18 protein-coding genes and 1 other annotated feature are annotated in these 24500 nt (G+C 45.1%); all 18 genes read right to left on the bottom strand.

What is annotated here, in order from left to right; genetic code table 11:
• Positions 1–124: 124 nt before the first annotated feature.
• Positions 125–1504, bottom strand: coding sequence for a UDP-N-acetylmuramate--L-alanine ligase (gene murC / locus ACFQV5_RS03990; protein WP_379243890.1), 1380 nt, complete (start codon positions 1502–1504; stop codon positions 125–127).
• Positions 1505–1510: 6 nt separating this feature from the next.
• A complete protein-coding gene (locus ACFQV5_RS03985; protein WP_379243888.1) occupies positions 1511–2890 on the bottom strand; it encodes a bifunctional folylpolyglutamate synthase/dihydrofolate synthase in 1380 nt (459 codons plus the stop codon).
• 39 nt (positions 2891–2929) lie between these two features.
• The gene (locus ACFQV5_RS03980; protein WP_379243886.1) at positions 2930–5596 is read right to left on the bottom strand and encodes a valine--tRNA ligase; all 2667 of its coding nucleotides are present in this window, start codon (positions 5594–5596) and stop codon (positions 2930–2932) included.
• A 103-nt stretch (positions 5597–5699) separates the two neighbouring features.
• Positions 5700–5977, bottom strand: a binding site (T-box leader).
• A gap of 205 nt (positions 5978–6182) precedes the next feature.
• Entirely contained in the window at positions 6183–7505 is a 1323-nt protein-coding gene (locus ACFQV5_RS03975) for a LysM peptidoglycan-binding domain-containing protein (protein ID WP_379243884.1), read from the bottom strand.
• A 177-nt stretch (positions 7506–7682) separates the two neighbouring features.
• The gene (locus ACFQV5_RS03970; RefSeq protein ID WP_379243882.1) at positions 7683–8597 is read right to left on the bottom strand and encodes an RluA family pseudouridine synthase; all 915 of its coding nucleotides are present in this window, start codon (positions 8595–8597) and stop codon (positions 7683–7685) included.
• A complete protein-coding gene (gene hemL / locus ACFQV5_RS03965; RefSeq protein WP_379243880.1) occupies positions 8594–9889 on the bottom strand; it encodes a glutamate-1-semialdehyde 2,1-aminomutase in 1296 nt (431 codons plus the stop codon). The genes ACFQV5_RS03970 and hemL overlap by 4 nt, the downstream gene beginning before the upstream one ends.
• 39 nt (positions 9890–9928) lie before the next feature.
• Positions 9929–10930 carry a porphobilinogen synthase gene (hemB, locus tag ACFQV5_RS03960; RefSeq protein WP_379243878.1) on the bottom strand — a complete coding sequence of 334 codons (1002 nt, stop codon included), beginning with the start codon at positions 10928–10930 and terminating at the stop codon, positions 9929–9931.
• A 58-nt stretch (positions 10931–10988) separates the two neighbouring features.
• Entirely contained in the window at positions 10989–12542 is a 1554-nt protein-coding gene (gene cobA / locus ACFQV5_RS03955) for a uroporphyrinogen-III C-methyltransferase (RefSeq protein WP_379243876.1), read from the bottom strand.
• A gap of 4 nt (positions 12543–12546) precedes the next feature.
• On the bottom strand, positions 12547–13503 hold the full coding sequence (gene hemC, locus ACFQV5_RS03950; protein ID WP_379243874.1) for a hydroxymethylbilane synthase: 957 nt from the start codon (positions 13501–13503) through the stop codon (positions 12547–12549).
• Positions 13504–13505: 2 nt separating this feature from the next.
• Entirely contained in the window at positions 13506–14153 is a 648-nt protein-coding gene (locus ACFQV5_RS03945; protein ID WP_379243872.1) for a precorrin-2 dehydrogenase/sirohydrochlorin ferrochelatase family protein, read from the bottom strand.
• Positions 14154–14162: 9 nt separating this feature from the next.
• Positions 14163–14987: a cytochrome c biogenesis protein CcsA gene (gene ccsA / locus ACFQV5_RS03940; protein ID WP_379243870.1), complete on the bottom strand. Its 825-nt coding sequence runs from the start codon at positions 14985–14987 to the stop codon at positions 14163–14165.
• A gap of 18 nt (positions 14988–15005) precedes the next feature.
• Positions 15006–16412 (bottom strand): glutamyl-tRNA reductase, encoded by a 1407-nt coding sequence (gene hemA / locus ACFQV5_RS03935; RefSeq protein ID WP_379243868.1) that lies wholly within the window; start codon positions 16410–16412, stop codon positions 15006–15008.
• Positions 16413–16698: 286 nt separating this feature from the next.
• Positions 16699–17097: an adenosylmethionine decarboxylase gene (gene speD / locus ACFQV5_RS03930; RefSeq protein WP_379243866.1), complete on the bottom strand. Its 399-nt coding sequence runs from the start codon at positions 17095–17097 to the stop codon at positions 16699–16701.
• Positions 17098–17451: 354 nt separating this feature from the next.
• Complete coding sequence (locus ACFQV5_RS03925) at positions 17452–18039, bottom strand: non-ribosomal peptide synthetase module (protein ID WP_379243864.1); 588 nt, start codon at positions 18037–18039, stop codon at positions 17452–17454.
• Between the two features lie 234 nt (positions 18040–18273).
• A complete protein-coding gene (gene yihA / locus ACFQV5_RS03920; protein WP_379243862.1) occupies positions 18274–18924 on the bottom strand; it encodes a ribosome biogenesis GTP-binding protein YihA/YsxC in 651 nt (216 codons plus the stop codon).
• A gap of 16 nt (positions 18925–18940) precedes the next feature.
• Positions 18941–21277 (bottom strand): endopeptidase La, encoded by a 2337-nt coding sequence (gene lon / locus ACFQV5_RS03915; protein ID WP_379243860.1) that lies wholly within the window; start codon positions 21275–21277, stop codon positions 18941–18943.
• Between the two features lie 83 nt (positions 21278–21360).
• Positions 21361–23088 (bottom strand): ATP-dependent protease LonB, encoded by a 1728-nt coding sequence (gene lonB, locus ACFQV5_RS03910; protein ID WP_379243858.1) that lies wholly within the window; start codon positions 23086–23088, stop codon positions 21361–21363.
• A 213-nt stretch (positions 23089–23301) separates the two neighbouring features.
• Positions 23302–24411 carry a flavodoxin-dependent (E)-4-hydroxy-3-methylbut-2-enyl-diphosphate synthase gene (ispG, locus tag ACFQV5_RS03905; protein ID WP_379243856.1) on the bottom strand — a complete coding sequence of 370 codons (1110 nt, stop codon included), beginning with the start codon at positions 24409–24411 and terminating at the stop codon, positions 23302–23304.
• Positions 24412–24500 lie beyond the last annotated feature (89 nt).

Here is a 24500-nt window from a genome sequence, read left to right as displayed (position 1 = left end):
TATATGATAGATTTAAGAAAGTTATGTGCGCAGAAGGACAAACAAAAAATGATGCCCGCATATCCTCCCTTTTCAGGAACGATCATACGGGCATCTCAACACGCTTGACTCACAAGTGTGAAAATTATTTATTCTCTTTTAGACTTTGAGCCAATGCAGCTCCGACTTTCCAAATGTCTCCGGCTCCCATTGTCAGAACAAGATCACCTGGTTTCACACGCCCTTTAAGGTCTTCGAGAACCTCCTCTTTAGAGGAAAGGTATCGTGCTCCAGCGTTACTATTCTCAACAATCAACTCAACCAATCTGGCAGAACTCACACCTTCGATTTGCTTCTCACCAGCTGGGGAGTAAATATCTGTGATAATTACTTCGTCAGCGTCCTCGAAAGCTCGACTGAAAGCGTCCAGCAGGAAGAAGGTTCTTGAGTAGCGCTGAGGCTGGAAAACTGCAATAATTCGCTTCCCAGTCGCTTTCGCTGCACTGATTGTAGCTTCGATTTCAGTAGGATGATGAGCATAGTCATCAATGACCAGAATATCATTAACTTCGCCAAGAACTTGGAAGCGGCGTTTCGCACCGTGGAATTTTACAATCCCTTTTACGATCTCTTCAAATGGCACACCTGCCTTCAAGCAGGTAATAACTGTAGCCATCGCATTATATACATTATGTTTGCCAGGAACCGAGAGTTCTACTTGCCCTAGAACCTGACCCCGATGAGTCATAGTAAAAGAAACATGACGGTCTCCAAGCACTAGATCACTAGCCATATAGTCGGCGTCCGCATGAATACCGTATGTCGTTACTTCTACATGTTTCAGATCCGGCAATAAAGCCTGAATATTCTCATCGTCTCCACATACTACAGCTGTGCCATCTTCCCTAATCTGACTCAAAAACTGTACATATGCTGCTTTTAGTTTATTGAAATCACCATCATAGTTCTCTAGATGGTCAGCCTCGATGTTTAAGACAACACCAAGCCAAGGATGATATTGCAGGAATGAGCCGTCACTTTCATCAGCTTCTGCAACAACATATTCTCCCTGTCCTGCTTTTGCATTCGTGCCAACATTCATAATCTCTCCGCCAATAATGAAAGTGGGATCCACTCCGCACTCCTCCATTACGAGCGCAATCATAGAAGAAGTTGTCGTTTTACCATGAGCCCCAGCTACAGCAACACCTTTGCCTTCATTCAGCAGTCTTGCAAGCATCTGGGCACGATGAAGTACCGGGATATTTTGCTGTTCAGCAGCTACCCGCTCTACATTGTCTCGCGACAACGCTGTGGAATATACGACGAGATCTGCTCCCTCTACCTGTTCTGCCGTATGGCCAATATATATTTTGGCGCCTTTAGCAGCCAGTTTTTCTGTTAATTCCTGAGATGCCACGTCTGATCCTGTGACTTTATATCCCATTTCAAGCATAACTCTTGCAATGGCGCTCATACCATAGCCGCCTATACCAATAAAATGAACATGTTCTGATGTATTCAACAGATATCACCAACCTTTTTCAGAATCGGAAAGGCCCAGGAGGTTGGAACGCACGTCGGCAATCAGATATAACGTGCCAGACACCACCCCAAGATCCTCCGCTTCCGTCCGTGATTTCAACATTTCCAATGCGTTTTTCCAATCTTGCTCTATGATGATTTGCAGCGATGGTTTGGCGTATTTCTCCCTTAACTGCTCTACGATGTCTCCTAACGCCTTGGCGTCCATTTTTCTTCGAAAATCCGGTTCTGTCAGGATAAGCGTATCCACTATAGGCAGTATATGCTTCAAATACGGTTCATGATGCTTATTTGCCAGCATTCCCATCATTAAGTTTAGCTTACGGTATTTATAAACTTTTGGAAGGCTTTTAGCTAAGGTTTCTGCTCCCTCCGGATTATGGGCTCCGTCTAAGACTATACGAGGAGAAGAACTCACCTGTTCGAGTCTGCCAGCCCACTGAGTCGCATGAAATCCTTTTTTAAGGTTATCTTCTTCGATGACAAAGGCCATATAGTGACGAAGAAGTTCAACACTCATCATCGCACAAGCAGCATTCGCACATTGATGATCCCCCTGCAAAGTAATACCAATATCCAGGCTACGGAAAGGCCCAGTGAAATGGAACGTCTGACCTTCTTCATTGCCTCCTGTACGCTCATAAGAGAACGTCTCCCCTGCCAGATACAACGTAGAACGATTGCGCTCAGCCGTCTCCTTCAAGACCTTGATTGCTTCAGGTTGCGTTACTGCACTGACAACGGGTACCCCAGGCTTAATAATACCTGCCTTTTCCGTTGCAATCTCAGATATCGTCTCTCCCAAAATATCCGTATGGTCCATCCCAATATTGGTAATGACGGAGATGACAGGATGTACAACATTCGTTACATCCATTCTTCCACCTAGGCCCGTTTCCCAAACAACAACATCTGGAACGCTATCCACCGCATAATATAAAATAGCCAGCGCTGTGGATACCTCAAACATCGTCGGTGAACCGAGATCAGTTGCTGCCATTTCCTGAACTAGCGGATACAATTTGTTCGCAAGTTTAAGCAATGTCTCCTCAGGAATATCTTCCCCATTATACTGAAACCGATTAGTGAATTTCGTAATGTAAGGAGATGTAAAGGTACCTACAGAATAACCACTCTGTAAAAGAACCTCTGTCAAAAAAGCACACGTCGATCCTTTGCCATTCGTTCCTGCCACATGAATGAATTTCAGTCTTCTTTCAGGATTGCCAAGTTGCTCAAGCATTCCTTCGATGCGCTCCAAACCTGGCCGTATGCCAAATGGAATCAGCCCGTTAATCCACTCAACCGCTTCATCGTAGCTTTGTAGAGGGGCCAGCTCGACAGCAGCCCCATGTTGGTTCCCCATGCTTCTCACCTTCAGGTCAATATTTAGTTACCGTTCCCCTTAGCTTCTTAACTCTTCAATCCGAGCGATTACTTTATTCCGCTTCTCGGAGTAATCTGCCTGTTTCGCACGCTCTTCCTCAATTACTTTTGCCGGCGCTTTGGAAACGAAGCCTTGATTGCTCAACTTCTTCTCCACACGTTCTACCTCGCTGGTTAAGTGCTGAACTTCTTTTTCTAGACGAGCAATCTCTTGTTCAATATCGATCAGACCAGCCAGTGGGAGATAAAGTTCAACTCCTGTAACGATAGCTGTCATTGCTTTTTCAGGCGCCTCAAGGCTAAGACCTGCTTGGTACTCTGAAGTGTTACAGAAACGACGGATATAATCTGCATTACGTTCAATTATACCCAGCACACTTGCATCCGCTGCACTGAGCATCAGCTCTATCTTTTTACTCATCGGCACATTCACTTCAGCACGAATATTACGAACGGCACGAATAACGTCCATCAGCAGATCCATCTCTGCGACAGCTTCTTTGTTTTCCAAGGAAGCGTCATATGTCGGCCAAGAGGAGAGCATAACCGTATCACCTTCATGCGGCAAATGCTGCCATATTTCTTCCGAAATAAATGGCATGAACGGATGAATAAGACGCATCGTACGGTCGAGAACATAGGCAAGTACAGACTGAGTCTTTTTCTTTGCAGCTTGATCTTCGCCATAAAGTGACAGTTTTGCAAACTCAATGTACCAATCACACAAGTCATCCCAGATGAAATTATAGAGCAGTCGACCTGTTTCGCCAAATTCATAGGCATCAATTAGACGCGTAATATCTCGTGAAGTTTCGTTCAATCGGTGAAGTATCCAGCGATCTGCTGTTCCAAGATCTCCACTAATGTCGATATCGCTATGTTTAAAGCCTTCCAGATTCATCAAAGCAAAGCGAGAAGCGTTCCAAATTTTGTTAGCGAAATTCCGTGCTTGCTCCACTCGTTCCCAGCGGAAACGAAGGTCTTGCCCCGGTGTACTGCTTGTCGAAATCATATAACGCATTGCATCGGTACCGTATTTCTCGATAACATCGAGCGGGTCCACCCCGTTGCCAAGTGACTTCGACATCTTTTTACCATCCGCATCACGAACCAGTCCGTGCATAAGAACATCTTTAAAAGGCTTCTCATCCGTAAACTCAAGTGCCGTAAAGATCATACGAGCAACCCAGAAATAGATGATGTCATATCCAGTAACCAGAACATTTGTCGGATAATAACGCTTCAGATCCTCAGTATTTTCCGGCCAGCCCAAAGTCGAGAACGGCCAAAGCGCAGAACTGAACCAAGTATCAAGTACGTCCTCATCCTGTTTCATATTTGTACTTCCGCATTTCGCGCAGGCTGCAACTTCCTCATGAGCAACATGTAGTTCTCCGCACTCCTCGCAATACCATGCTGGGATTCGGTGTCCCCACCACAGCTGACGAGAAATACACCAATCACGTACATTCTCAATCCAGTGGAGGTACGTCTTCTCAAAGCGCTCAGGTACAAAATTAACGCCTTCACCGGATTTTTGAGCTTCGATTGCTCTTTCAGCAAGCGGCTGCATCTTAACAAACCACTGTGTTGACAAATATGGTTCTACAACCGCACCGCTACGCTCACTATGGCCTACTTGATGAACGTGATCTTCGATTTTAATGAGTACACCGGACTCTTTCAGATCAGCTACAATCTGCTTCCGGCACTCACTGCGGTCTAAGCCTTCATATTTTCCTGCGTTACTGTTCATCGTACCGGATTCATCCATTACCGTAATTTGCGGCAAGTCATGACGAAGACCCATCTCAAAGTCATTAGGATCATGAGCAGGTGTGATTTTTACAGCACCACTACCAAATTCCTTCTCAACATATTCATCCGCAATAACCGGAATTTCACGTCCGATAATCGGCAGAATCAATGTTTTACCGATCATATCCTTGTATCTTTCATCCTCAGGATGAACCGCTACGGCCGTATCACCAAGCATCGTTTCTGGACGGGTAGTAGCAACCGTAATGCTGCCGCTGCCATCTTTGAGCGGATAAGTCAGATGATACAAATGTCCCTGAACTTCCTTATATTCAACCTCGATATCAGACAACGCTGTGCGTGCTGCAGGATCCCAGTTAATAATTCGCTTACCGCGGTAGATGAGCCCTTTCTCGTAGAACTTCACAAACACTTCGCGGACAGCCTTGGACAAGCCTTCATCCAGTGTGAAACGTTCTCTAGAGTAGTCGAGAGAAAGCCCCATCTTAGCCCATTGATCACGAATCGTATTCGCATATTGTTCTTTCCAATCCCATACTTGTTCAAGGAATTTCTCACGGCCCAGATCATAGCGGCTAATACCTTGCTCGCGCAGCTTTTGCTCAACCTTTGTTTGTGTAGCAATCCCCGCATGGTCAGAGCCTGGGAGCCATAATGCATCATAACCCTGCATACGCTTAACACGTATCAGGATATCCTGCAATGTGAAATCCAGCGCATGACCAATATGAAGCATACCGGTAACATTGGGTGGCGGGATTACAATGGTAAAAGGCTCTGCGTCTGGACGCTTACCAGCATTGAAATAACCGCCTTCCTTCCAATATTGATACCATTTTTGTTCTGCTGCCTTTGGATCGTAAGTGGTCGGCATTTGTGCCGAGGTTTGATTTTCATTTTGTTCCATAATCTCGTACCTCCGTTACTTAGTCAGCATTGCCTTACATCATAATTTTAGCCATTTGCACTACTAGGAACTTTTCATTAGAAACAAAAAAAGCCCTTCGTCCTCAAAGGACGAAAGACTGTTGTTCTCTCGCGGTACCACCTTTGTTTCGCAGCGTTGGTTATAGACTGCCATAATATGGCAATTCCAAGCGTTGCGACACTTTACACAGGTAACGGCTGCAGCCGGCATGCTCTAACTTTCGCTATGAATAACAAGCGTAAGTTCAAGCAAGCAACTCCGGGGCGACTTTCGCAAGTTGGTTCCTGCGGAATCTCTCAGCGCTGCAATTCCGCTCTCTGAAGGCCATTTCTTCCTACTATTCCCGTTCACAGTTGTTTGTAATTTGCAAATGCTATATACAGTATTTCCATATTGTATTCCAATATGTCTGAGTTGACTATAGACAACTATAACTTAGCTTGTGGTGTATAGTCAATATTTCACGCTACTGAAGCTGAAAAGTGATCTGATATCCATGAAACTAGAAAGGCCGCCGGAGGATTCATCCTCCGGCGGCCTTTCTTAGCTATTACTGAAAGTTATCCTAGGGGATATACAAAACCTGGCCTTCCTCTACACTTTGCTCTGACAGACGATTGTAAAGCAGCAGCTCTCGAGGGCTTAATTGATATCTTTCTGCAATCGCTTCGATAGTCTCCTCACGCTGAACGATACATAATCGAACCTTTCGGAAAGGAGTCTCTTCCTGCCGGCTCCCAAGGAACAATGATTTCCACTGAACATCTTCTGCGGCAAGCTGCTCAGCCTCATCCTGAACAGGTTCTTCTGGTTCGCGCGCTATAACTTCCTGTTCTTGTAACGTACGGCTTGATTGCAACAGAGAAGATAAACCGACTCCGGCTTTGTTATCAACCGTACTATTCTTCGTACTAAATGCAACTTTCAGCTCCGGCTTTGAAGGTGGTTCCTCATGAACTGAAGAATCATCTGAATTTAGTGAAGTCTCTTGAGCAGCTGTAATATCCTCCTGCTCTTCAGTTGAGGCTTCCACCTCATCATAAGCTGTCTGTAGTTCAGAAATCGCGTTTTCCTGTCTCTCTTGCAAAAGACCAGGATATCCAGCAGAAGGATTTTCAGCACTACTTTGGGCTTTTTCAACACGTTCAAAGTTCCATACATTCGGGTTTGTCTCCGCTACTCTTTGCACCTCTTGTAATATTTCAGGATTGGGAGCAGGTTGTTCAGTAGTTTGAACTAAAGCAGATTCCGGTGTTGCCTGCTCTCTATGTAACTCCTGTTCTAGGGCACCTTGAACAAAACTGGCGGGTCCACCATTGCCATCGTATCCAGATGGATCATCGGAGGCAAAGCTATTTTGAGTTTGGAGAAATGGATCCGCTGGGGCGGTTGAGGCCGAATAGCCCGCCTGCTGCTGGCGCACCAATTCATCATAACCATAAGCTTGCTCAGGAGTTGCCTCAGGAGCATGTACTACCATAATTTCTTCATCGTTCCAAGCCCCGGCATTCGGTCCCTGAACGGCAGCCTGAATTCCTTTCAGTGAGAGAACCCCGGTAATGTTAAGACTGCGAGAAGACAATACGTCCACATCGAAATTCTCAATCTCTACCGCGATTTCTTCAAGTGAAGACACTCTGTTCAAAGGAACGGTAATTTCTACTGGAATCCAATGTTCCAACGGTTCGGACTCTCCCGCTTCGTTATCACCTTTGTACAGCCCTGCTAAAAGCAAATGGCCGCGAAGTGTTGCCTGCTCCTCCTGACTGATTACCTGAATATGAGGAATTAACTCAACCTCTTCAAGATCTCCAATTCCCGGCAGATCTTCCGATAAAATAATGCGTTCGTAAATATCAAACCGCAATCCGTAGGACTGGTCGAACACGGGAATGTCCTCCTTTCGGCATATACTATCCGCGGTCTATACGCGGCATGAGCCCATTTTTGTTACTCAACTTATCTATATGCCGAAAATGGGGGAGCATGACTTTTTTACGGTTACCTGACTTAAATCCTTGATGAGAAGTTTTAGCTAAAGAAAAAAGACCGTTAAAAACGGCCTTTATCTACGAAAAGGTTTACTCGATTTTTCTTCCTTCAACTGTAGAAGATCTTCTGGCCATGGAGCATCAACCTCTATCTCTTCTCCAGTGAAAGGGTGAGCAAAGATCAGCTTGGCCCCATGCAGTGCCTGACGACCAAAGCTTACCGAATACCCTCCATACAGCGAATCTCCCAGTATAGCATGTCCCATATGGCTTAAATGAACACGAATCTGATGCGTTCTTCCGGTCTCCAAACTCAAGTACAGCAGACTGGCTTCTCTATATACCTCTGCTTCTAACACATGTGTAATGGCCGTTTGACCAGTTAAAGATACTCTACGGCGCTGTGCATGGTGACGGTCTTTGCCTATTGGCAGATCAATTACCTTTAGATCAGGAGAGACACGACCTTGCACAATCGCCGCATATATTCGGACGATTTTCTTCTGCCTCATCGCTTCATCAAGCTTGAGCTGAGCATACTCATTTTTGGCGTATAACACAGGTCCTGTTGTATCCTTATCGAGTCGATGGATATGTCTTACAGCGGTTTCCACTCCTGAAGCTTCGAAATAAGCTGCAACCGCATGGTTAAGCGTGACGTCGGTGCCACGGTCATCCGGATGAACAGCCATTCCCGCAGGCTTGTTCACGACCAAGCAGAAATCATCCTCATAAAGGACTTCAAGTTCACTCCATATCGCCTCAATCCCGGCCTCTCTTACCGGAAATAAAGCAAGACGTAACCGATCCCCCCGCCATTGTATGCCATTACTATGCTGCAACTTCCGCAAAAGCTTCTCTGGCATCTCAACCGTTTCAAGTAGCCACTTAGCCGTAGCTTCTTCACGATCTGCTTGACTTGTTAAAACCTTACCTGGCGTCAACTCAAGCCATTCGCCACGACGTACCCAGTTACCTTGATAGCTCATAGATTTTTGAAGGCATTGTAATTAGCTTCAATTGTCATATCAATGTCTTCCTCCGTATGTGCAGCCGATATGAACATTCCTTCGAATTGGGATGGAGGAACGCTTACGCCCTCTTGAACCATCGCCGCAAAATAACGACGGAATAACTCCAAATCACTCGACTTCGCTGTTTCAAAATTGATTACTTTCTGGTCTGTAAAGAATGGACAAACCATCGATCCAACCCGGTTTATAGAGAGTGGAATACCGAATTCACGTGCATTCCGTTCTAAGCCCGCTTGAAGCTGAGCTCCCCTCTGTTCTAATTGATCATATACAGCAGGTGTCAACAGCTTAAGCGTTGTATAACCAGCTGCCATGGCGAGTGGATTACCGCTCAGTGTACCTGCTTGATAAATAGGGCCCGCTGGTGCAATCTGATTCATAATCTCACGTTTTCCGCCATAAGCACCGACTGGTAAACCACCACCGATGACTTTTCCTAGACAAGTTAAATCCGGTGTAACGCCAAAACGTCCTTGCGCCGAATGAATATCCACGCGGAAACCTGTCATGACTTCATCAAAAATAAGCAAGCTCCCAAAATCCTCCGTTACTTTACGTAAACCTTCCAGAAATCCTTCACGCGGAGGCACTACCCCCATATTTCCAGCTACAGGTTCAACGATAACGGCTGCAATTTCGTTGCCGAAACGTTCAAATGCAAGTTGCACAGACTCCAAATCATTGTATGGAACTGCAATTGTATTCGTCGCTACAGCTTCAGGAACGCCCGGACTATCTGGCAGACCTAGAGTAGCAATACCGGATCCTGCTTTAATAAGCAAGCTATCGGCATGACCATGGTAAGATCCTTCGAATTTAATAATTTTACTCCGTCCGGTATAACCACGCGCTAGACGAATTGCACTCATCGTCGCTTCCGTTCCGGAGTTCACCATCCGAACAATTTCGATGGATGGAACGCGTTCACATACCAGCTTCGCCATCTCTGTCTCGAGTAGTGTGGGTGCTCCAAAACTTGTTCCTTTGGTAGCTGTTTCACGTAGTGCTTCAACTACTTCAGGATGTGCATGACCCATAATAAGCGGTCCCCATGATCCGACATAATCGATGAAGCTATTGCCGTCAATATCATACACACGGCTTCCTTCTCCGCGCTCCATATAAATCGGTGTTAACCCCACCGATTTGAATGCCCGTACCGGACTATTGACACCACCAGGAATATATTGTTTTGCCTCTTCAAAGGCGACACGTGACGCTTCTTCTTTTCTTAAACCTTGGCTCATTGTTGACACTCCAATCTGTCCCGAAGACAAAACTATTTTTTAACGGTTCCGAATCCAGCGAGCGGAATCTTTGGAGAAATAGGTAATGATAATATCGGCGCCAGCTCGCTTCATGCTGGTAAGCATCTCCATCACGATAGCCTGTTCATTAATCCAACCTTGTTGAGCTGCTGCTTTTACCATCGAGTATTCTCCGCTTACGTTATACGCTACCAGGGGCAGATCAAATTGATCCCGAAGCAATCTCACGATGTCTAAATAAGCGAGCGCTGGTTTGACCATAAGCATATCAGCACCTTCAAGCACATCACTTTCGGCTTCGCGCAGCGCTTCCCGCACATTGGCAGGGTCCATCTGATAAGTCTTGCGGTCTCCAAATTGAGGAGCGGAATCTGCCGCTTCACGAAATGGGCCATAAAATGCAGAGGCATACTTAACTGAATAAGACATGATCGGGATATGCTGGAATCCAGCTTCGTCCAGTGCTGAACGGATCGCTTGTACAAAACCATCCATCATGTTAGAAGGAGCGATAATATCTGCACCTGCTTTAGCCTGAGAAACCGCAGTGCGTGCAAGCAGTTCCAACGATTCATCATTCATTACGTCCCCATGTATATGTCCATCACGCTCGTAGGTATGCACCATACCGCAATGTCCATGATCTGTAAATTCACAAAGACAAGTATCCGCGATAACCAGAAGATCAGGATACCATTCCTTAATAAGCCGTGTTGCTTCCTGAACGATTCCATTATCCGCAAATCCAGAGGAACCCACACTATCCTTCGTTTCCGGAATACCGAAAAGAAGTACCGCTGGTATTCCAAGCGCAGCAATCTCGTCCACTTCCACTTTTAATGTATCTAATGAAAAATGATACACACCGGGCATAGATGAAATTTCATTTTTCACACCGGTACCATAAGCTACAAATATCGGTTGTACCAGATCTTCAACATTTAGTACGGTCTCCCTTACCATGCTGCGAATACCAGCACTCTGCCGTAAACGACGGTGACGTACAATAGGAAAACTCATGTTAATCCCTCCAGGTAAACAATATCTAGTTAGAATTGCTATATCACTAAATCAACTATTATCTGTGTCGACGCGGTTCATCTTTATTCCATTCGCATAAAGCCTCTACCAAACTTTCTATCGTCGCTTCCTCAGCCATTAACGATACGTTCAGTCCAGCTTCTCTTGCCGTTTCTGCCGTTAACGGACCGATACAAGCAATCGTACAATTACGAAGCATTTCAAGCGGTGTACCTCCGCCCATCTTCTCAAGCGCACGGATCAGATTCGTAACTGTCGAAGAGCTGGTAAACGTAACAGCATGGATACCGCCTTCTTCAAACAATTTAAGCAACTCATCGTCTTCCTCGTTGCATAGAATAGTCTCATACGTCTTGATATCCGTAACATGAAGCCCCATCCGGGTCAGTTCCTCCGGCAGCCAGTTCCGCCCCAAATCTCCACGTGGAAGTAATACTTGTTGACCCGATATCAGTTCTGAGCCGAACGTTTCTACGAGACCTTCTGCTTGATAACGTTCCTTCAGCACTTCAGAAGCAATACCCCGCTCACGCAAAGCATTTGCTGTTGCCGGTCCAACCGCTGCAATTCTGGCTCCAGCTAATCCCCTTATATCTTTGCCAGATTCCTTCAAATGTCTGAAGAAAAATTCGACACCATTAACGCTCGTGAAAAATACCCAATCAAACTGATGCAGTTTCTCAAGCGCTTGATGAATCTCCGTTATCGCCTGTTCAGAGGTTGGCATAATCGTCTCAATGACCGGATATTCATAAGGCTCACCACCTAAATCTTCAATCCGAGTGACTAAGTCACTTGCTTGGCTCCTTGCGCGTGTAACCAAGATCCTCTTTCCGAATAACGGAAGTTGTTCAGCCCATTTAAGATGCTCACGCTGCAAGACAACTTCGCCAACAACAATGACCGCAGGAGGCTTAAAATTAGCTGCCTTTACGATTTCTTCAATATCGGCAAGCGTCCCGGTAATGGTATCCTGCTCAGCACGCGTTCCCCAGCGTACAAGAGCCACTGGCGTTTCTGGCGGCCTCCCATGCAAAATTAACTGACGGCTTATGTACCCTATTTTTGCTACACCCATCATAAAGATCAAAGTACCCGTTGCATTCGTAACCTTATCCCACTGAATCATATGGTCCAGCTTATCTGGACTTTCATGTCCTGTAATGATCGATAACGAAGAGGCAAGATCTCGATGCGTTACGGGGATACCCGCATAAGCAGGAACACTGATAGACGAAGTTATCCCTGGCACAATTTCAAATGCAATACCATTCCGATACAAAAGCTCAGCTTCTTCCCCTACTCTTCCAAAAATCGTAGGGTCTCCACCCTTCAATCTAACAACCGTCTTTCCCTCTAAAGCCAGATCAACAAGCAGTTGATTGATTTCTTCCTGCTTCATGGTGTGCCTGTCCGGAAGCTTACCGACATACACTTTCCCGGCCCCCGGCTTCATCCATCTAAGTAAACGAGGAGATGCAAGACGGTCGTACACGACGACGTCCGCCTTTTCAATGCATTCCTTCCCCTTAATCGTAATTAGCCTCGCATCTCCAGGTCCCGCTCCAACTAAATAAACTTTGCCTGCCATCCGTTCATCCCCTAACTTGTGCCAGAATTTGCTCCGCTCCCATGGCTTTCAGCTTATCGGAAACCTCTACGCCCAAAGCCTCGGGATCTGTTCCTTGAGCACTTTCTTTCAATACAATTTCTCCTTCTGGTGACCCGACCATACCAGTTAATTGTATAATGCGCTTGTCCTTCTGGGAATGATTATCAGCACTCTCTTGAATCACTGCGTACGCACCAATAGGAACCTGGCAGCCACCATTCAGTTCATTGAGATATTTTCGTTCAGCAGCTACTGTGATGGCCGTTTCTTCATCATTATAAAGAGATAGCAGTTTTAAGAGTTCCGCATCATCTTCACGGCATTCTATGCCTAGAGCCCCCTGTCCAACCGCAGGCAAACAAGTTTCGATCGATAAATAGGATGTTATCCGGTCCTCCCAGCCCATTCGCTGAAGCCCTGCAGCTGCCAAAATGATCGCCTGATACTCACCATTCTCGAGTTTACGGAGTCTCGAATCTATATTTCCACGAATCCACTCAAGCTGTAAATCCGGGCGATATGCCTTCAATTGGCTTGAACGACGCAAACTGCTTGTTCCGACTTTAGCTCCATGAGGAAGTTGGTCCAAACTGTCAGCTTCTAATGAAATAAGACAGTCCCTTGGATCTTTTCTTCTAGGTACAGCTCCCGTCGTTAATCCCTCAGGCAAAACAGACGGCATATCCTTCATGCTATGAACCGCCATATCAATTTCACCGTCGATCATCGCTTGCTCTATTTCCTTGACGAACAATCCCTTACCGCCAACCTTGGACAACGTTACATCCAAAATTCGATCGCCCTTGGTTACAATCTTTTTAACCTCAAAATCAAACTCCATACCATGTTCACGAGCAAGGCGTTTCAAATCATCTATAACCTGGCCAGTCTGGGTAAGCGCAAGTGCACTCTGTCTGCTGCCAACCACAATTGTACGCATATTCATTCCTCCTGATTGTGAATAATCCAATGTTCGATCTGTTCCGGGCTCCAGGGGATATAGCTTCCCCGCTGTATGTCCTGTAGTATATCGATTTCATGTATTTTTCGCAAAATCTTCCGCCTCATAGAAGGAGACTCAATTTGTTCCTTTACAGCACTTCGCATCCTATATAAAAACTCAAGGTAAGTCTCAACCTCTTCGCCGAGTTGCTCTTCCAGGCGGCCGCATATCTCTTTAGCGGCAAGAGGGCCGGCCCCAGACGTGGAAACGGCAAGCGTCAGCCTTCCTCGTCTGATCACAGCTGGATTAATAAATGATCCGGACTCGCCTCTGCTTGCCACATTAACCATCACTCCAAGCCTATCGGCTTCCAGAGCTATCGCTTCATTCACTTGTACGTCATTCGTAGCTGCATGAACCAGAAATGCATCCTTCAAATCGCCATCAGCGTATTCTCTACGGGTCCATCGGATACGCTCTGACTCAGCTAGCTGAAGAAGTCTTTCAGTTAGAATTGGACTTATAATATGTAGGGAAGCACCGGCAGCAAGAAGCGACTCCACCTTGCGCTCTGCTACCTGGCCTCCGCCAATAATTAAACAGTTCCTTCCCTCACAGTTGAGCATCACTGGAACATAATAAGCCATATTTAGCAATCACACTCCTGACCAGCTGTGGAACTCAGACCAAGCGTTAAGTAAGAAGTTTACAATAATAAACACAAAGCCGATCAAAGCCCATACTGCTGTTTCCAAACCGGATCGATGTTGGATTCTACGCCGAACAAAATAATAAACATAAACACCGAGCGCTAATGTCGTGGATAGTACCTTCAGATCAGCTAAAAGTGTAAACCGTCCTTCGGAGGCAATAGATATCACAGCAACGACCAATGATAGAATCAGCACAGGTGTACCTATTAACAAAGCCATATAAGAGTATTTATCCAGTATTTCTAAGCTCGGAAGTCTGCGAATGATATCGTTCCATTTCTTATGTTTCAGCTTTCGATGCAGAAACATATACATACCTGCAAACACCGCTCCAATCGTTAATGCTGTAAAGCTGATACTAGCGAGGGTGATGTGAAGAATGAGCATACCATGAACGGTCTGCCAGCTTTCCAATGTATTGTATCCGGTACTAACCCAGAATCGATTGAGAAACATGACGCAAAAACCTATGATGTTCATAAGCAATGGAGCAAATTCTGCACGCTTCATAATAACGACTGCAATAGATGTTACCGTAACACCTAGTGAACTTAGCAATAAAAAGTCAAACGAACTAAACACGGGAATCGTACCTGTTTCCACTACTCGCATTCCAATGGCAGTCGCTTGGAGCAATGCGACAACAACAAGAAGCCCTGTGCCTATCCGCTTCGCTGCCCGATTGCGGGAAACGCAATCCGAGATAAAAAACAGTAGGCTCAGGGCATAGATACAAATGCCAATATCATAAATTAGGTTTAACGACATGAAATAACTTCACCCACCTTAAAGAACTGCAGGGGCCAGTGAGATCCGGGCCTGTTTTTGCTCGTCAGGTTGATCCTTCAGTTTGCCCAAAGACTCAACCATGGCTGGGTTTTCGTTATTCAGAGCTTTACGGTCAGCTCTTAGCTCGTTCTCTTCTATCAAACTTTCTAATGCGAAGATTTGTGTGAAATAATCAAGCGCTTCTGCGCCGTGCTTTCCACCTGTCATTTCTTTAATCCGATTAATTGGATCATGCATCATCTGATTCACAATACTCTTGGTCAGACGACGAATAACTTTGCGCTGGTGTTCATCCAATTCAGGGAGCTTGTTAAATAAGCTTTCTAACGTATCCTCATGAATCATATTGGATTTATCCTGCAATGCTTTGATAGCAGGTCTGACACCTAACGTCTTCAACCACTTATAGAAAGCAGCGATTTCTTCATCAATCATCACTTCGATTTTGGCTGCTTCCGCACGCCGCATTTCCATATTGCTCTCCACAATGCCTTCTAAATCATCAATATCATAGAGGAACACATTGGATACATCCCCTACAGCAGGATCAATGTCCCGCGGCACAGCAATATCAATCATAAACAATGGACGAGAAGGGCGTTTCTTCATGCTTTCCTTTACCTGTACCGGATTCAGCACGTATTCATTCGCACCTGTGGAACTGATTATAATATCCACCTCATGCAAGCGTTCTAGCGCCTCCAACATACCACTTGGTATTCCTTTGAACTTACGGGCAAGCTCTTCGGCACGAGAAATTGTTCGGTTAGCAACAATAACCTCAGCTGCACCATTCGCATAAAGATGCTTGACGGTGAGTTCACTCATTTTTCCGGCTCCGAGGATTAAAACTCTTTTATCACTAAATGTTCCGAATATTCGTTTCCCTAGCTCAACAGCTGCATAACTGACAGAAACCGCACTTTCTCCGATTGATGTCTCAGAATGCGCTCGCTTACCAAGTGTAACGGCTTGCTTAAACAACATATTAAACCAAGTACCTGTCGCTTTTTCCTTTTGAGACTCTAAAAAAGCATCTCGCATCTGTCCTAAGATTTGTGTCTCCCCAATTACCATGGAGTCTAGTCCGCAGGTGACTTTAAACAAATGAGAAATTGCCTGCTCATCTTCATATATATATAGATGCTGAGTAAATTCTTCACGGTTGATGTTAAACCACTGCTCCATAAAACTACGAATGAAATAGCCACACATATGGAGTCGATCGACAACAACATAGATCTCAGTACGGTTGCAGGTAGCGACAATGACGCCTTCCAATACGCTCTTGGTCGATTTCAGCAGTTTCAACGCTTCTGGTAAGTCTTTTTCCGCAAATGTAAAACGTTCTCTGACCTCCACAGGCGCCGTGCGATAATTCAATCCAACAACGACGATGTGCATTGCATATTCACCTGCCTAATGGTTTTAAAAGCTATATAGATCATTGTTTTATTACAATGCAAACGACAATTTCGACAATGATAATTATATCACACTATGTCGAAAACCCTTGTCTATTTTATGAAATGTTTATGAAATCAACATGTTCCTTATCAACATGATCTTTACTATTGTGTTAAGTTTCAGCTAGAGATATACGGTATACTTCTACTTGTTATTCCAGTCTATAAAATAAATAACCATGGAAGAATCCATGGTTATCAGTATACAAATTTGGGAGGGCTTATTACACCAATTCCGCCTGTTTCATATCGGGCGTTTCGACGCTCATTTCGCCCAAACCGCGCACTAGCTTTTTCGCATAACATTTTTCAGGTTTTAGTACGGACACCAGGTAATCAATAGCCAGTTGTGGATCTACCGTTTCTCCGCAGGTATAACAGTCTATCGCAGCAAATCCTCTCTCAGGATAAGTATGAATTGAGAGGTGGCTTTCCGACAGCAGTACAAGTACCGTTGCCCCTTGTGGTTCAAATTGCTTGGACTGGACGGACATTACCGTTGCTCCACAGGCTTCAGCGGCTTCCACCAACTGAGCTTGCAAGTATTCAGCACTGTTCAGTAGTTCAAAATCGACTCCCCAAGTATCAACAGCAACGTGTCTTCCGAAAGTTGAGTATTCCATCTTCCGGTTTCCCCCTTCCTAGGAATAAAATGTTTGAAAAATTTCATCCGCTAGGACCTACGTCATTCACTTCCCGAGGGAATAATCTCTCGCAACATTACATGTCCTGAGTGAATCCTGGTTCCTATATTCTTTTCAACGAGATTAAAAATAACATCTATACGGCGTAATTGCAATACTTTTTGACAAAATGATTTTATTTATTTTACAGATCAGCATATGAAGGCAAATATGGCTTTGTTCATCGTACTCGAGTTTTATTTTTTGGTTGTTTAGTGATTTTCATTAACTTAGAATTCAACAAAAAAAGCCCCCGATTTAAAATCGGGTAGCTTTGGTATTCAGTATGATTTCTTAAGCCTCAAGCACAAATAGTCGTTGGTTGTACTGACGAAGTTGTTCATCAATACGCTCAATAATCGAAGGCGTAACCGCTGCTATACGTTGATCCAGAAGATCGTTAATATTGCGTTGAATTGATTCGATCTCCCTCTCTGTTTCATTGCTGTTAAACAGCCGCTGCAGTTCTCCCATCGTATTCTTATATTCATATACGAGACTGCAAGCGTCCTCCGCCAATTGTACGATACGCTTGACTGTTCCTTCATGATAATCGTAGCTCATAACGAATCCACGATAAATTCGATTTACCTTACCCGAGCCTTTAAAAGCCGAAAACAGCTTACGTACAGCATTGGTCAGTTTCGGGTTTACCAATCGGCAGGACAGCTCACAGACATAAAAGCCATCTTCGCGTTCAAAGGGCAAATGAACTTCTTCCCCGCTTTCGTCTTCGAGCACAATCTCTTGCCCTCCGCCGTCCGTCACTTTAACCCGAAAATTAATCTGGGAAATTACGGTACTCTGCAGAAATTGATTCATTTGAACGTCCGTCATTTGCATGGTGGCATTAACATATTCTGTGGCTAACCTATGAGCCATAAAAATCTCCTCAATTCTTTTAACAATCCTTATATCCATTATACAGCAGTCCATAAGGATTTTTCTTGTCAACGAATTGAGATTATTCAGCAAATATCATAAAAAAACGGATTAAGACCGAATTTACCCAACAATTTCAACGGGATTCTCACTTTCACACAGAGAATACACCGTATCTCTATGATATATGATGAAAAGTGAATATCACACAAACAAGACGGCAAGTACTTAATCCTACTCTTGATCTCCTAGTAAGGACTCACTTTCTTCTCCAGCATAAGTCTCATTCGCTTCTGATCCAAGATCAGTATAGGACTCAATAATACCCCACAATTCATCTTTACCCATTCCTGTTTCGGATGAAAACATAACCATGGAATGATGCTGCTTAAAGCCTAGTGTTTCCTTTACCACCTTGATATGTTTAGGCCAGCGGCTGCGAGGAATTTTGTCTGCTTTAGTAGCTACTACACAGACATTACGGTTGTAGTATTGCAACCATTCATACATGCTAATATCGTCTTTTGAAGGTGGATGACGCAGATCCACGACGAGAAGAACAAGCTTAAGCTCATCTCGGCTCAAGAGATACCTTTCAATCATTTCACCAAATGCAGCACGCTGTGTCTTGGAAACTTTAGCGTAACCGTATCCGGGAAAATCCACTAAATATAAATCATCATTCGCCCGGTAATAGTTAAGTTGCTGTGTTTTACCTGGGGTCGCGCTTGTCCGAGCCAAGTTCTTACGAGCTAGCATCCTGTTGATGAGCGAAGATTTACCCACATTGGAACGCCCTGCCAGAGCAACTTCTGGCAAGGCGTCCACAGGATATTGATCGGGGTGTACAGCGCTGATGACAAATTCTGATTTTGTAACTTTCATTTCTAGTAATTCCTCTCTAGTGCACTCCCGCTTGCTCCACCAGTGCGTGTTCCAGCACCTGATCCATATGAGAAACAGGAACAAATTCAACATCGTTCTTTACGCTGTCTGGTATATCGCGCAAATCCCGTTCGTTGTCTTTCGGGAGTAGAATTTTTTTGTATCCCGCTCGGTGGGCAGCAAGGGATTTCTCCTTCAACCCACCGATCGGCAGTACCCGTCCGCGCAAAGTAATTTCACCTGTCATCGCCACATCACGTGCTACGTGACGTTTCGTCAATGATGATATGAGCGCAGTAGCAATTGTAATCCCTGCTGAAGGCCCGTCTTTTGGAATTGCTCCCTCAGGAATATGGATGTGTACATCCAGTTTCTCGTGGAAATCCGGCTCAATCCCGAGTTCAATCGCTTTGGACCGCGTGTAACTAAATGCAGCTTGAGCAGACTCTTTCATGACATCGCCAAGCTTTCCTGTAAGGGTCAATTTTCCGGATCCCGGAACGACTGTAACTTCGATAGTCAACGTCTCGCCCCCAACTTCTGTCCAGGCTAGACCCGTAACACTTCCTACTTGGTCTTCTAACTCAGCCATACCATAGCGGAATTTTGGTGCTCCAAGATAATCCTTAATATCTTCCTCACTGATAATGACTTCTTCGGAATCGTCGGTTACAATTCTTTTTGCTGTCTTACGGCACAATGCCGCAATTTGCTGTTCCAGATTACGTACACCCGACTCACGTGTATACTCCCGGATCACTTTCAGCAGTGCATCTTCATTCAACTGTAAATGCTCAGCTTCCAATCCGTGTTCACTCTTCTGCTTCGGAAGCAGATAGCGGGAAGCAATCTGTTGCTTCTCGAGTTCTGTGTATCCTGGAATGTTCAGAATCTCCATACGATCCAATAATGGACGAGGAATGTTATGCAGTGTATTTGCTGTCGTCACAAACATAACCTGAGACAGATCAAACGGAATTTCAATAAAATGATCGCTGAAAGTATTGTTCTGCTCTGGATCAAGCACCTCAAGCAAAGCAGATGAAGGGTCTCCTCGGAAATCAGAAGCCATCTTATCAATTTCATCAAGCAAGAATACAGGGTTCTTCGAACCAGCAGTTTTCATGCCTTGGATAATTCGACCTGGCATGGCACCGACATAGGTTCGGCGGTGGCCGCGAATCTCCGCTTCATCTCGAACGCCGCCGAGTGATATGCGGACAAATTTGCGTTCAAGAGAACGTGCAATAGATCTGGCCAAGGAAGTTTTACCTACCCCAGGTGGGCCAACAAGACAAAGAATTGGACCTTTCAGCTTCTTCACGAGTTTTTGAACCGCAAGGTACTCAAGAACACGTTCTTTCGGCTTCTCCAGACCGTAGTGGTCTTCATCCAAGATCTGTTCTGCCTTCACAATATCCAGGTCATCTTCCGTCTGTGTTGTCCAAGGCAGCGCAAGGAGCCAATCCACGTAGTTCCGGATGACCCCGCCTTCCGCTGAGCTGGATGGCATTCTTTCAAGACGATCAATTTCTTTCTCAACCTTCTCGTGTACACGTTCCGGGAGTTCAAGCTCTTTCAATTGGTTACGAAGTTCTTCAACTTCTCCCATTCGTCCTTCTTTTTCGCCTAGTTCTTTCTGGATCGCTTTCATTTGCTCACGCAGATAGTATTCTTTCTGTGTCTTCTCCATCTGCTTCTTAACACGCTGATTGATCTTGCGCTCAAGCTCGAGCACTTCACGCTCATTGTTCAAGATATCAAGCAGCTTTTCCAGACGCTTCTGAACATCGATCGTCTCTAAAATCTCTTGCTTATCCTTAATCTTCAGGGACAAATGACTCGTAATCACGTCCGCAAGGCGGCCCGGCTCTTCGATATCGGATACCGCAGCCAGTGTCTCGGGCGTTACTTTTTTGGACAGATTAATATAATTCTCGAATTGCCCTAGAACCGTTCTCATCAGAGCCGCTACTTCGGAATCGCTATTCTCCTCTTCAGGAAGTTCACGCGCGAGAACTTCATAATAGTCCTCGTTATCCGTATATTGAATAATTTCCGCCCGTTCCATACCTTCCACAAGCACACGTATGGTACCGTTCGGAAGTTTAAGCATTTGCCTCACATTCGCTACTGTACCAATTCGAAAAATATCCTCTTGCGTCGGTTCTTCAATGTTCACTTCCGATTGAGAACATAGGAGAATCAAATTGTCTTCAACCATCGCCTTTTCTAATGCCTTAACCGATTTTTCCCGCCCGACGTCCAGATGCAGTACCATACTAGGATAGACGAGAAGTCCTCTTAAAGGCAGCAAAGGAAAACGACGACCTTTCGATTTATTGGGTCCCATCGCTTTCACACCTCCAATGGCTCTCAATGTTGACACTGTTCCTATTTTATCAAATCTTCATATAAAAACCAACAAAGTGGGTGTTAACAGCTGCCGGCATCCGTAATATTCCCATTACGGGGCGGAGTAGCTTGTAACAAAGATGTAGAAGCAGCAGGGAATGTCTCTGTTTGAGGCATTTGCACCACTCCCGGAGTAACAGCTCCCCCGTACACATGAGCAAATACTTCTTCAACGGATTCAACCGGAATCACTCGTAGACCATTCAGATCTTGGAACAAACTCTGCCAGTTATCCTTGGGGATGATAACCGTTGTCGCACCAGCTTGGAATGCGGCTTCTACCTTAGCTATAACACCACCAATCGGCTTCACTTTACCGTGAATGCTAATCTCTCCGGTCATAGCAATCTTGTTGTCTACTTTTACGCCACTAATAGCTGAAACAATAGCTGTTGCCATCGCAATACCCGCAGAAGGCCCATCAATCGGTGTACCGCCTGGAAAATTAATGTGCAGATCAAAGTCTTTGGGTTTGAATCCCATTGCTCCTAACACAGTAAGTACATTTTCAATTGAACCTTTGGCCATACTTTTCCGCCGAAGCTTCCTTGAACCGCCACCTAGCTCTTCTTCATCCACTACGCCTGTAATATTGTATGTTCCTTTTCCTTTTTCCACAGGAACACCAGACACCTCAATCTCCAGCAGTGCACCCATATTGGGTCCGTAAACCGCTAAGCCGTTCACGAGCCCCACTTGAGGTTTCTCTGGTATCTTGCGGTCTGGTCTTGGCTGTAGTTGACTGCTGCTCGCCACCCATTCAACATCGGCCGCCCGAAGTGTATCACGCTTCTCTGTAAGCGCAAGGCCCGCTGCGAGCTGAATCATGTTCACTGCTTCTCGCCCGTTCGTTGAGTAACGCTTGACGACCTCCACCGCTTCAGGACATGGCATGAGTCCAATTTTTTGAATCGCGTCTTCAGCTATTTGTCCAATCTCCTCAGGAAGCAATGGGCGAAAGAAAATTTCCATACAGCGCGATCTCAACGCAGGAGTAATCTCATCCGGAGATCTTGTGGTTGCACCTACTAGTCGAAAATCAGCTGGCAACCCATTTTGAAAAATATCATGAATATACGCTGGTGTATTCGTATCTTCTGAGTTGTAATAGGCGCTTTCGAGCAGAACCTTCCGGTCCTCTAGTACTTTTAACAGCTTATTCATCTGAATCGGATGCAATTCACCGATTTCATCGACAAATAAAATTCCGCCATGAGCTTTGGTTACAGCACCCGGTTTCGGTTGCGGGATTCCCGCTACCCCCATTGCGCCTGCCCCTTGATAAATAGGATCATGAACAGAACCAATCAATGGATCAGCAATCCCACGTTCGTCAAAACGTGCGGTCGTTGCATCAATCTCTGTAAATTTCGCATCAAATTTAAAAGGAGATTGCGGATTCTTCTTGGCCTCTTCCATGACAACACGCGCCGCCGCTGTCTTACCGACTCCCGGTGGACCATACACGATAACATGCTGAGGATTGCCGCTGCAAAGAGCAGCCTTTAATGCTCGAAGTCCATCTTTCTGTCCTACAATATCATCCATCGTCTGAGGACGAGTCTTCTCTGCCAAAGGTTTAGTTAACGTTATAGAACGCAGCTTCCGAAGTTTATCGAGTTCCTTGCGAGACTCACGGTCCACTGCCGTTTTGCTCGTTTTTTGTCCTCGTAGCAAATTCCAAAAATAAACGCCGATAATCACTGCAAAAAACAGTTGAACCAGCATAATCACAACAGTCATATTCATAAGTCATTCCTCCTGTTTCTCCATTAAGTCTATATCAACACTCTTACTCCGTAGTATTGCCTGTTAATCGGATGGTAAAACGGAACTTTGAAAGGAAAATGTACAGAATATGAAAATTATGATTACATAACAAAACAGGCCACCCGAGGATAAATCCTTAGATGACCTGTATTCATTAAAACATGTATGTTGACTTCAGCTTTAGATGAATGCTTACACACCCGTCTTATGCTTACGACCAGGAATTTCGCCGGTCTCTTCGTACACTTTTACGATGTGATCAATCTCTTTTTTCAATTCCTCAACCATTATTTCTTCAGGTACTTTACGTATCATTTCACCGTAGCGGAACAACAACCCTTCCCCACGCGCTCCGGCAATGCCAATATCTGCTTCCCTAGCTTCACCAGGGCCATTAACTGCACAGCCAAGAACCGATACCTTAATCGGTACCTTAATGTTAGCGATGTACTCTTCCACCTCATTTGCGATAGAGAACAAATCGATATCAAGTCTACCGCATGTCGGACAGGATACAAGCGTTGCTGCATCAGAAATTAAGCCGAATGTTTTCAGCAGCTCACGGCCCACCTTGATCTCCTCAACCGGATCCGCACTGAGTGAAATACGCATGGTGTTACCAATACCCGCTGCCAAAAGAACACCCAGACCTGCGGCACTCTTAACCGTTCCAGAGAATAACGTTCCTGCCTCGGTAATACCAAGGTGTAGTGGATATGGAATCACTTCCGCAGCTTTTGTGTAGGCAGCTATAGCCATAGGCACATCAGAAGCTTTCAGTGAAACGATAATGTCGTGGAAATCTAGCTCTTCTAAAATACCTATATGGTACAGGGCACTTTCGACCATGGCTTCCGGAGTCGGGTAACCATACTTTTCGAGCAAGTGATTTTCCAGCGAACCCGCATTTACGCCAATACGAATCGGAATGCCCTTTTCTTTACAAGCTTTTACTACAGCTTCGACTTTTTCACGCTTACCGATATTCCCCGGATTAATACGGACTTTATCGATACCATTTTCGATCGCTGCAAGTGCGAGCTTGTAGTTGAAATGAATATCGGCTACTAAAGGAATGTGAATCCGTTTCTTAATTTCCTTAATAGCTGCAGCAGCCTCTTCATTATTAACCGTAACCCGTACGATCTGACATCCCGCTTCTTCCAAACGCAGAATTTCAGCAACTGTCGCTTCTACATCTGCCGTTTTTGTCGTGCACATGCTTTGAATAATGACTTCATTGCTTCCGCCGATTGTGAGATTCCCCACTTTTACGGGCCTTGTGTCTTGTCTCAAAAACATGGTTTATCTCTCCCATATAACGCCAAAGCTCCACCTCTACCCTTCATAAAAAGAGGGTTGAGGTGGAGAATTGGCATTGATTTATTTCA

It is taken from the genome of Paenibacillus sp. GCM10028914, assembly GCF_042666275.1.
In the GTDB taxonomy this organism is placed as follows: domain Bacteria; phylum Bacillota; class Bacilli; order Paenibacillales; family Paenibacillaceae; genus Paenibacillus_AQ.
Note: the sequence above shows the minus strand (reverse complement) of the source record. Positions and strands in the feature narration are given on the sequence as shown.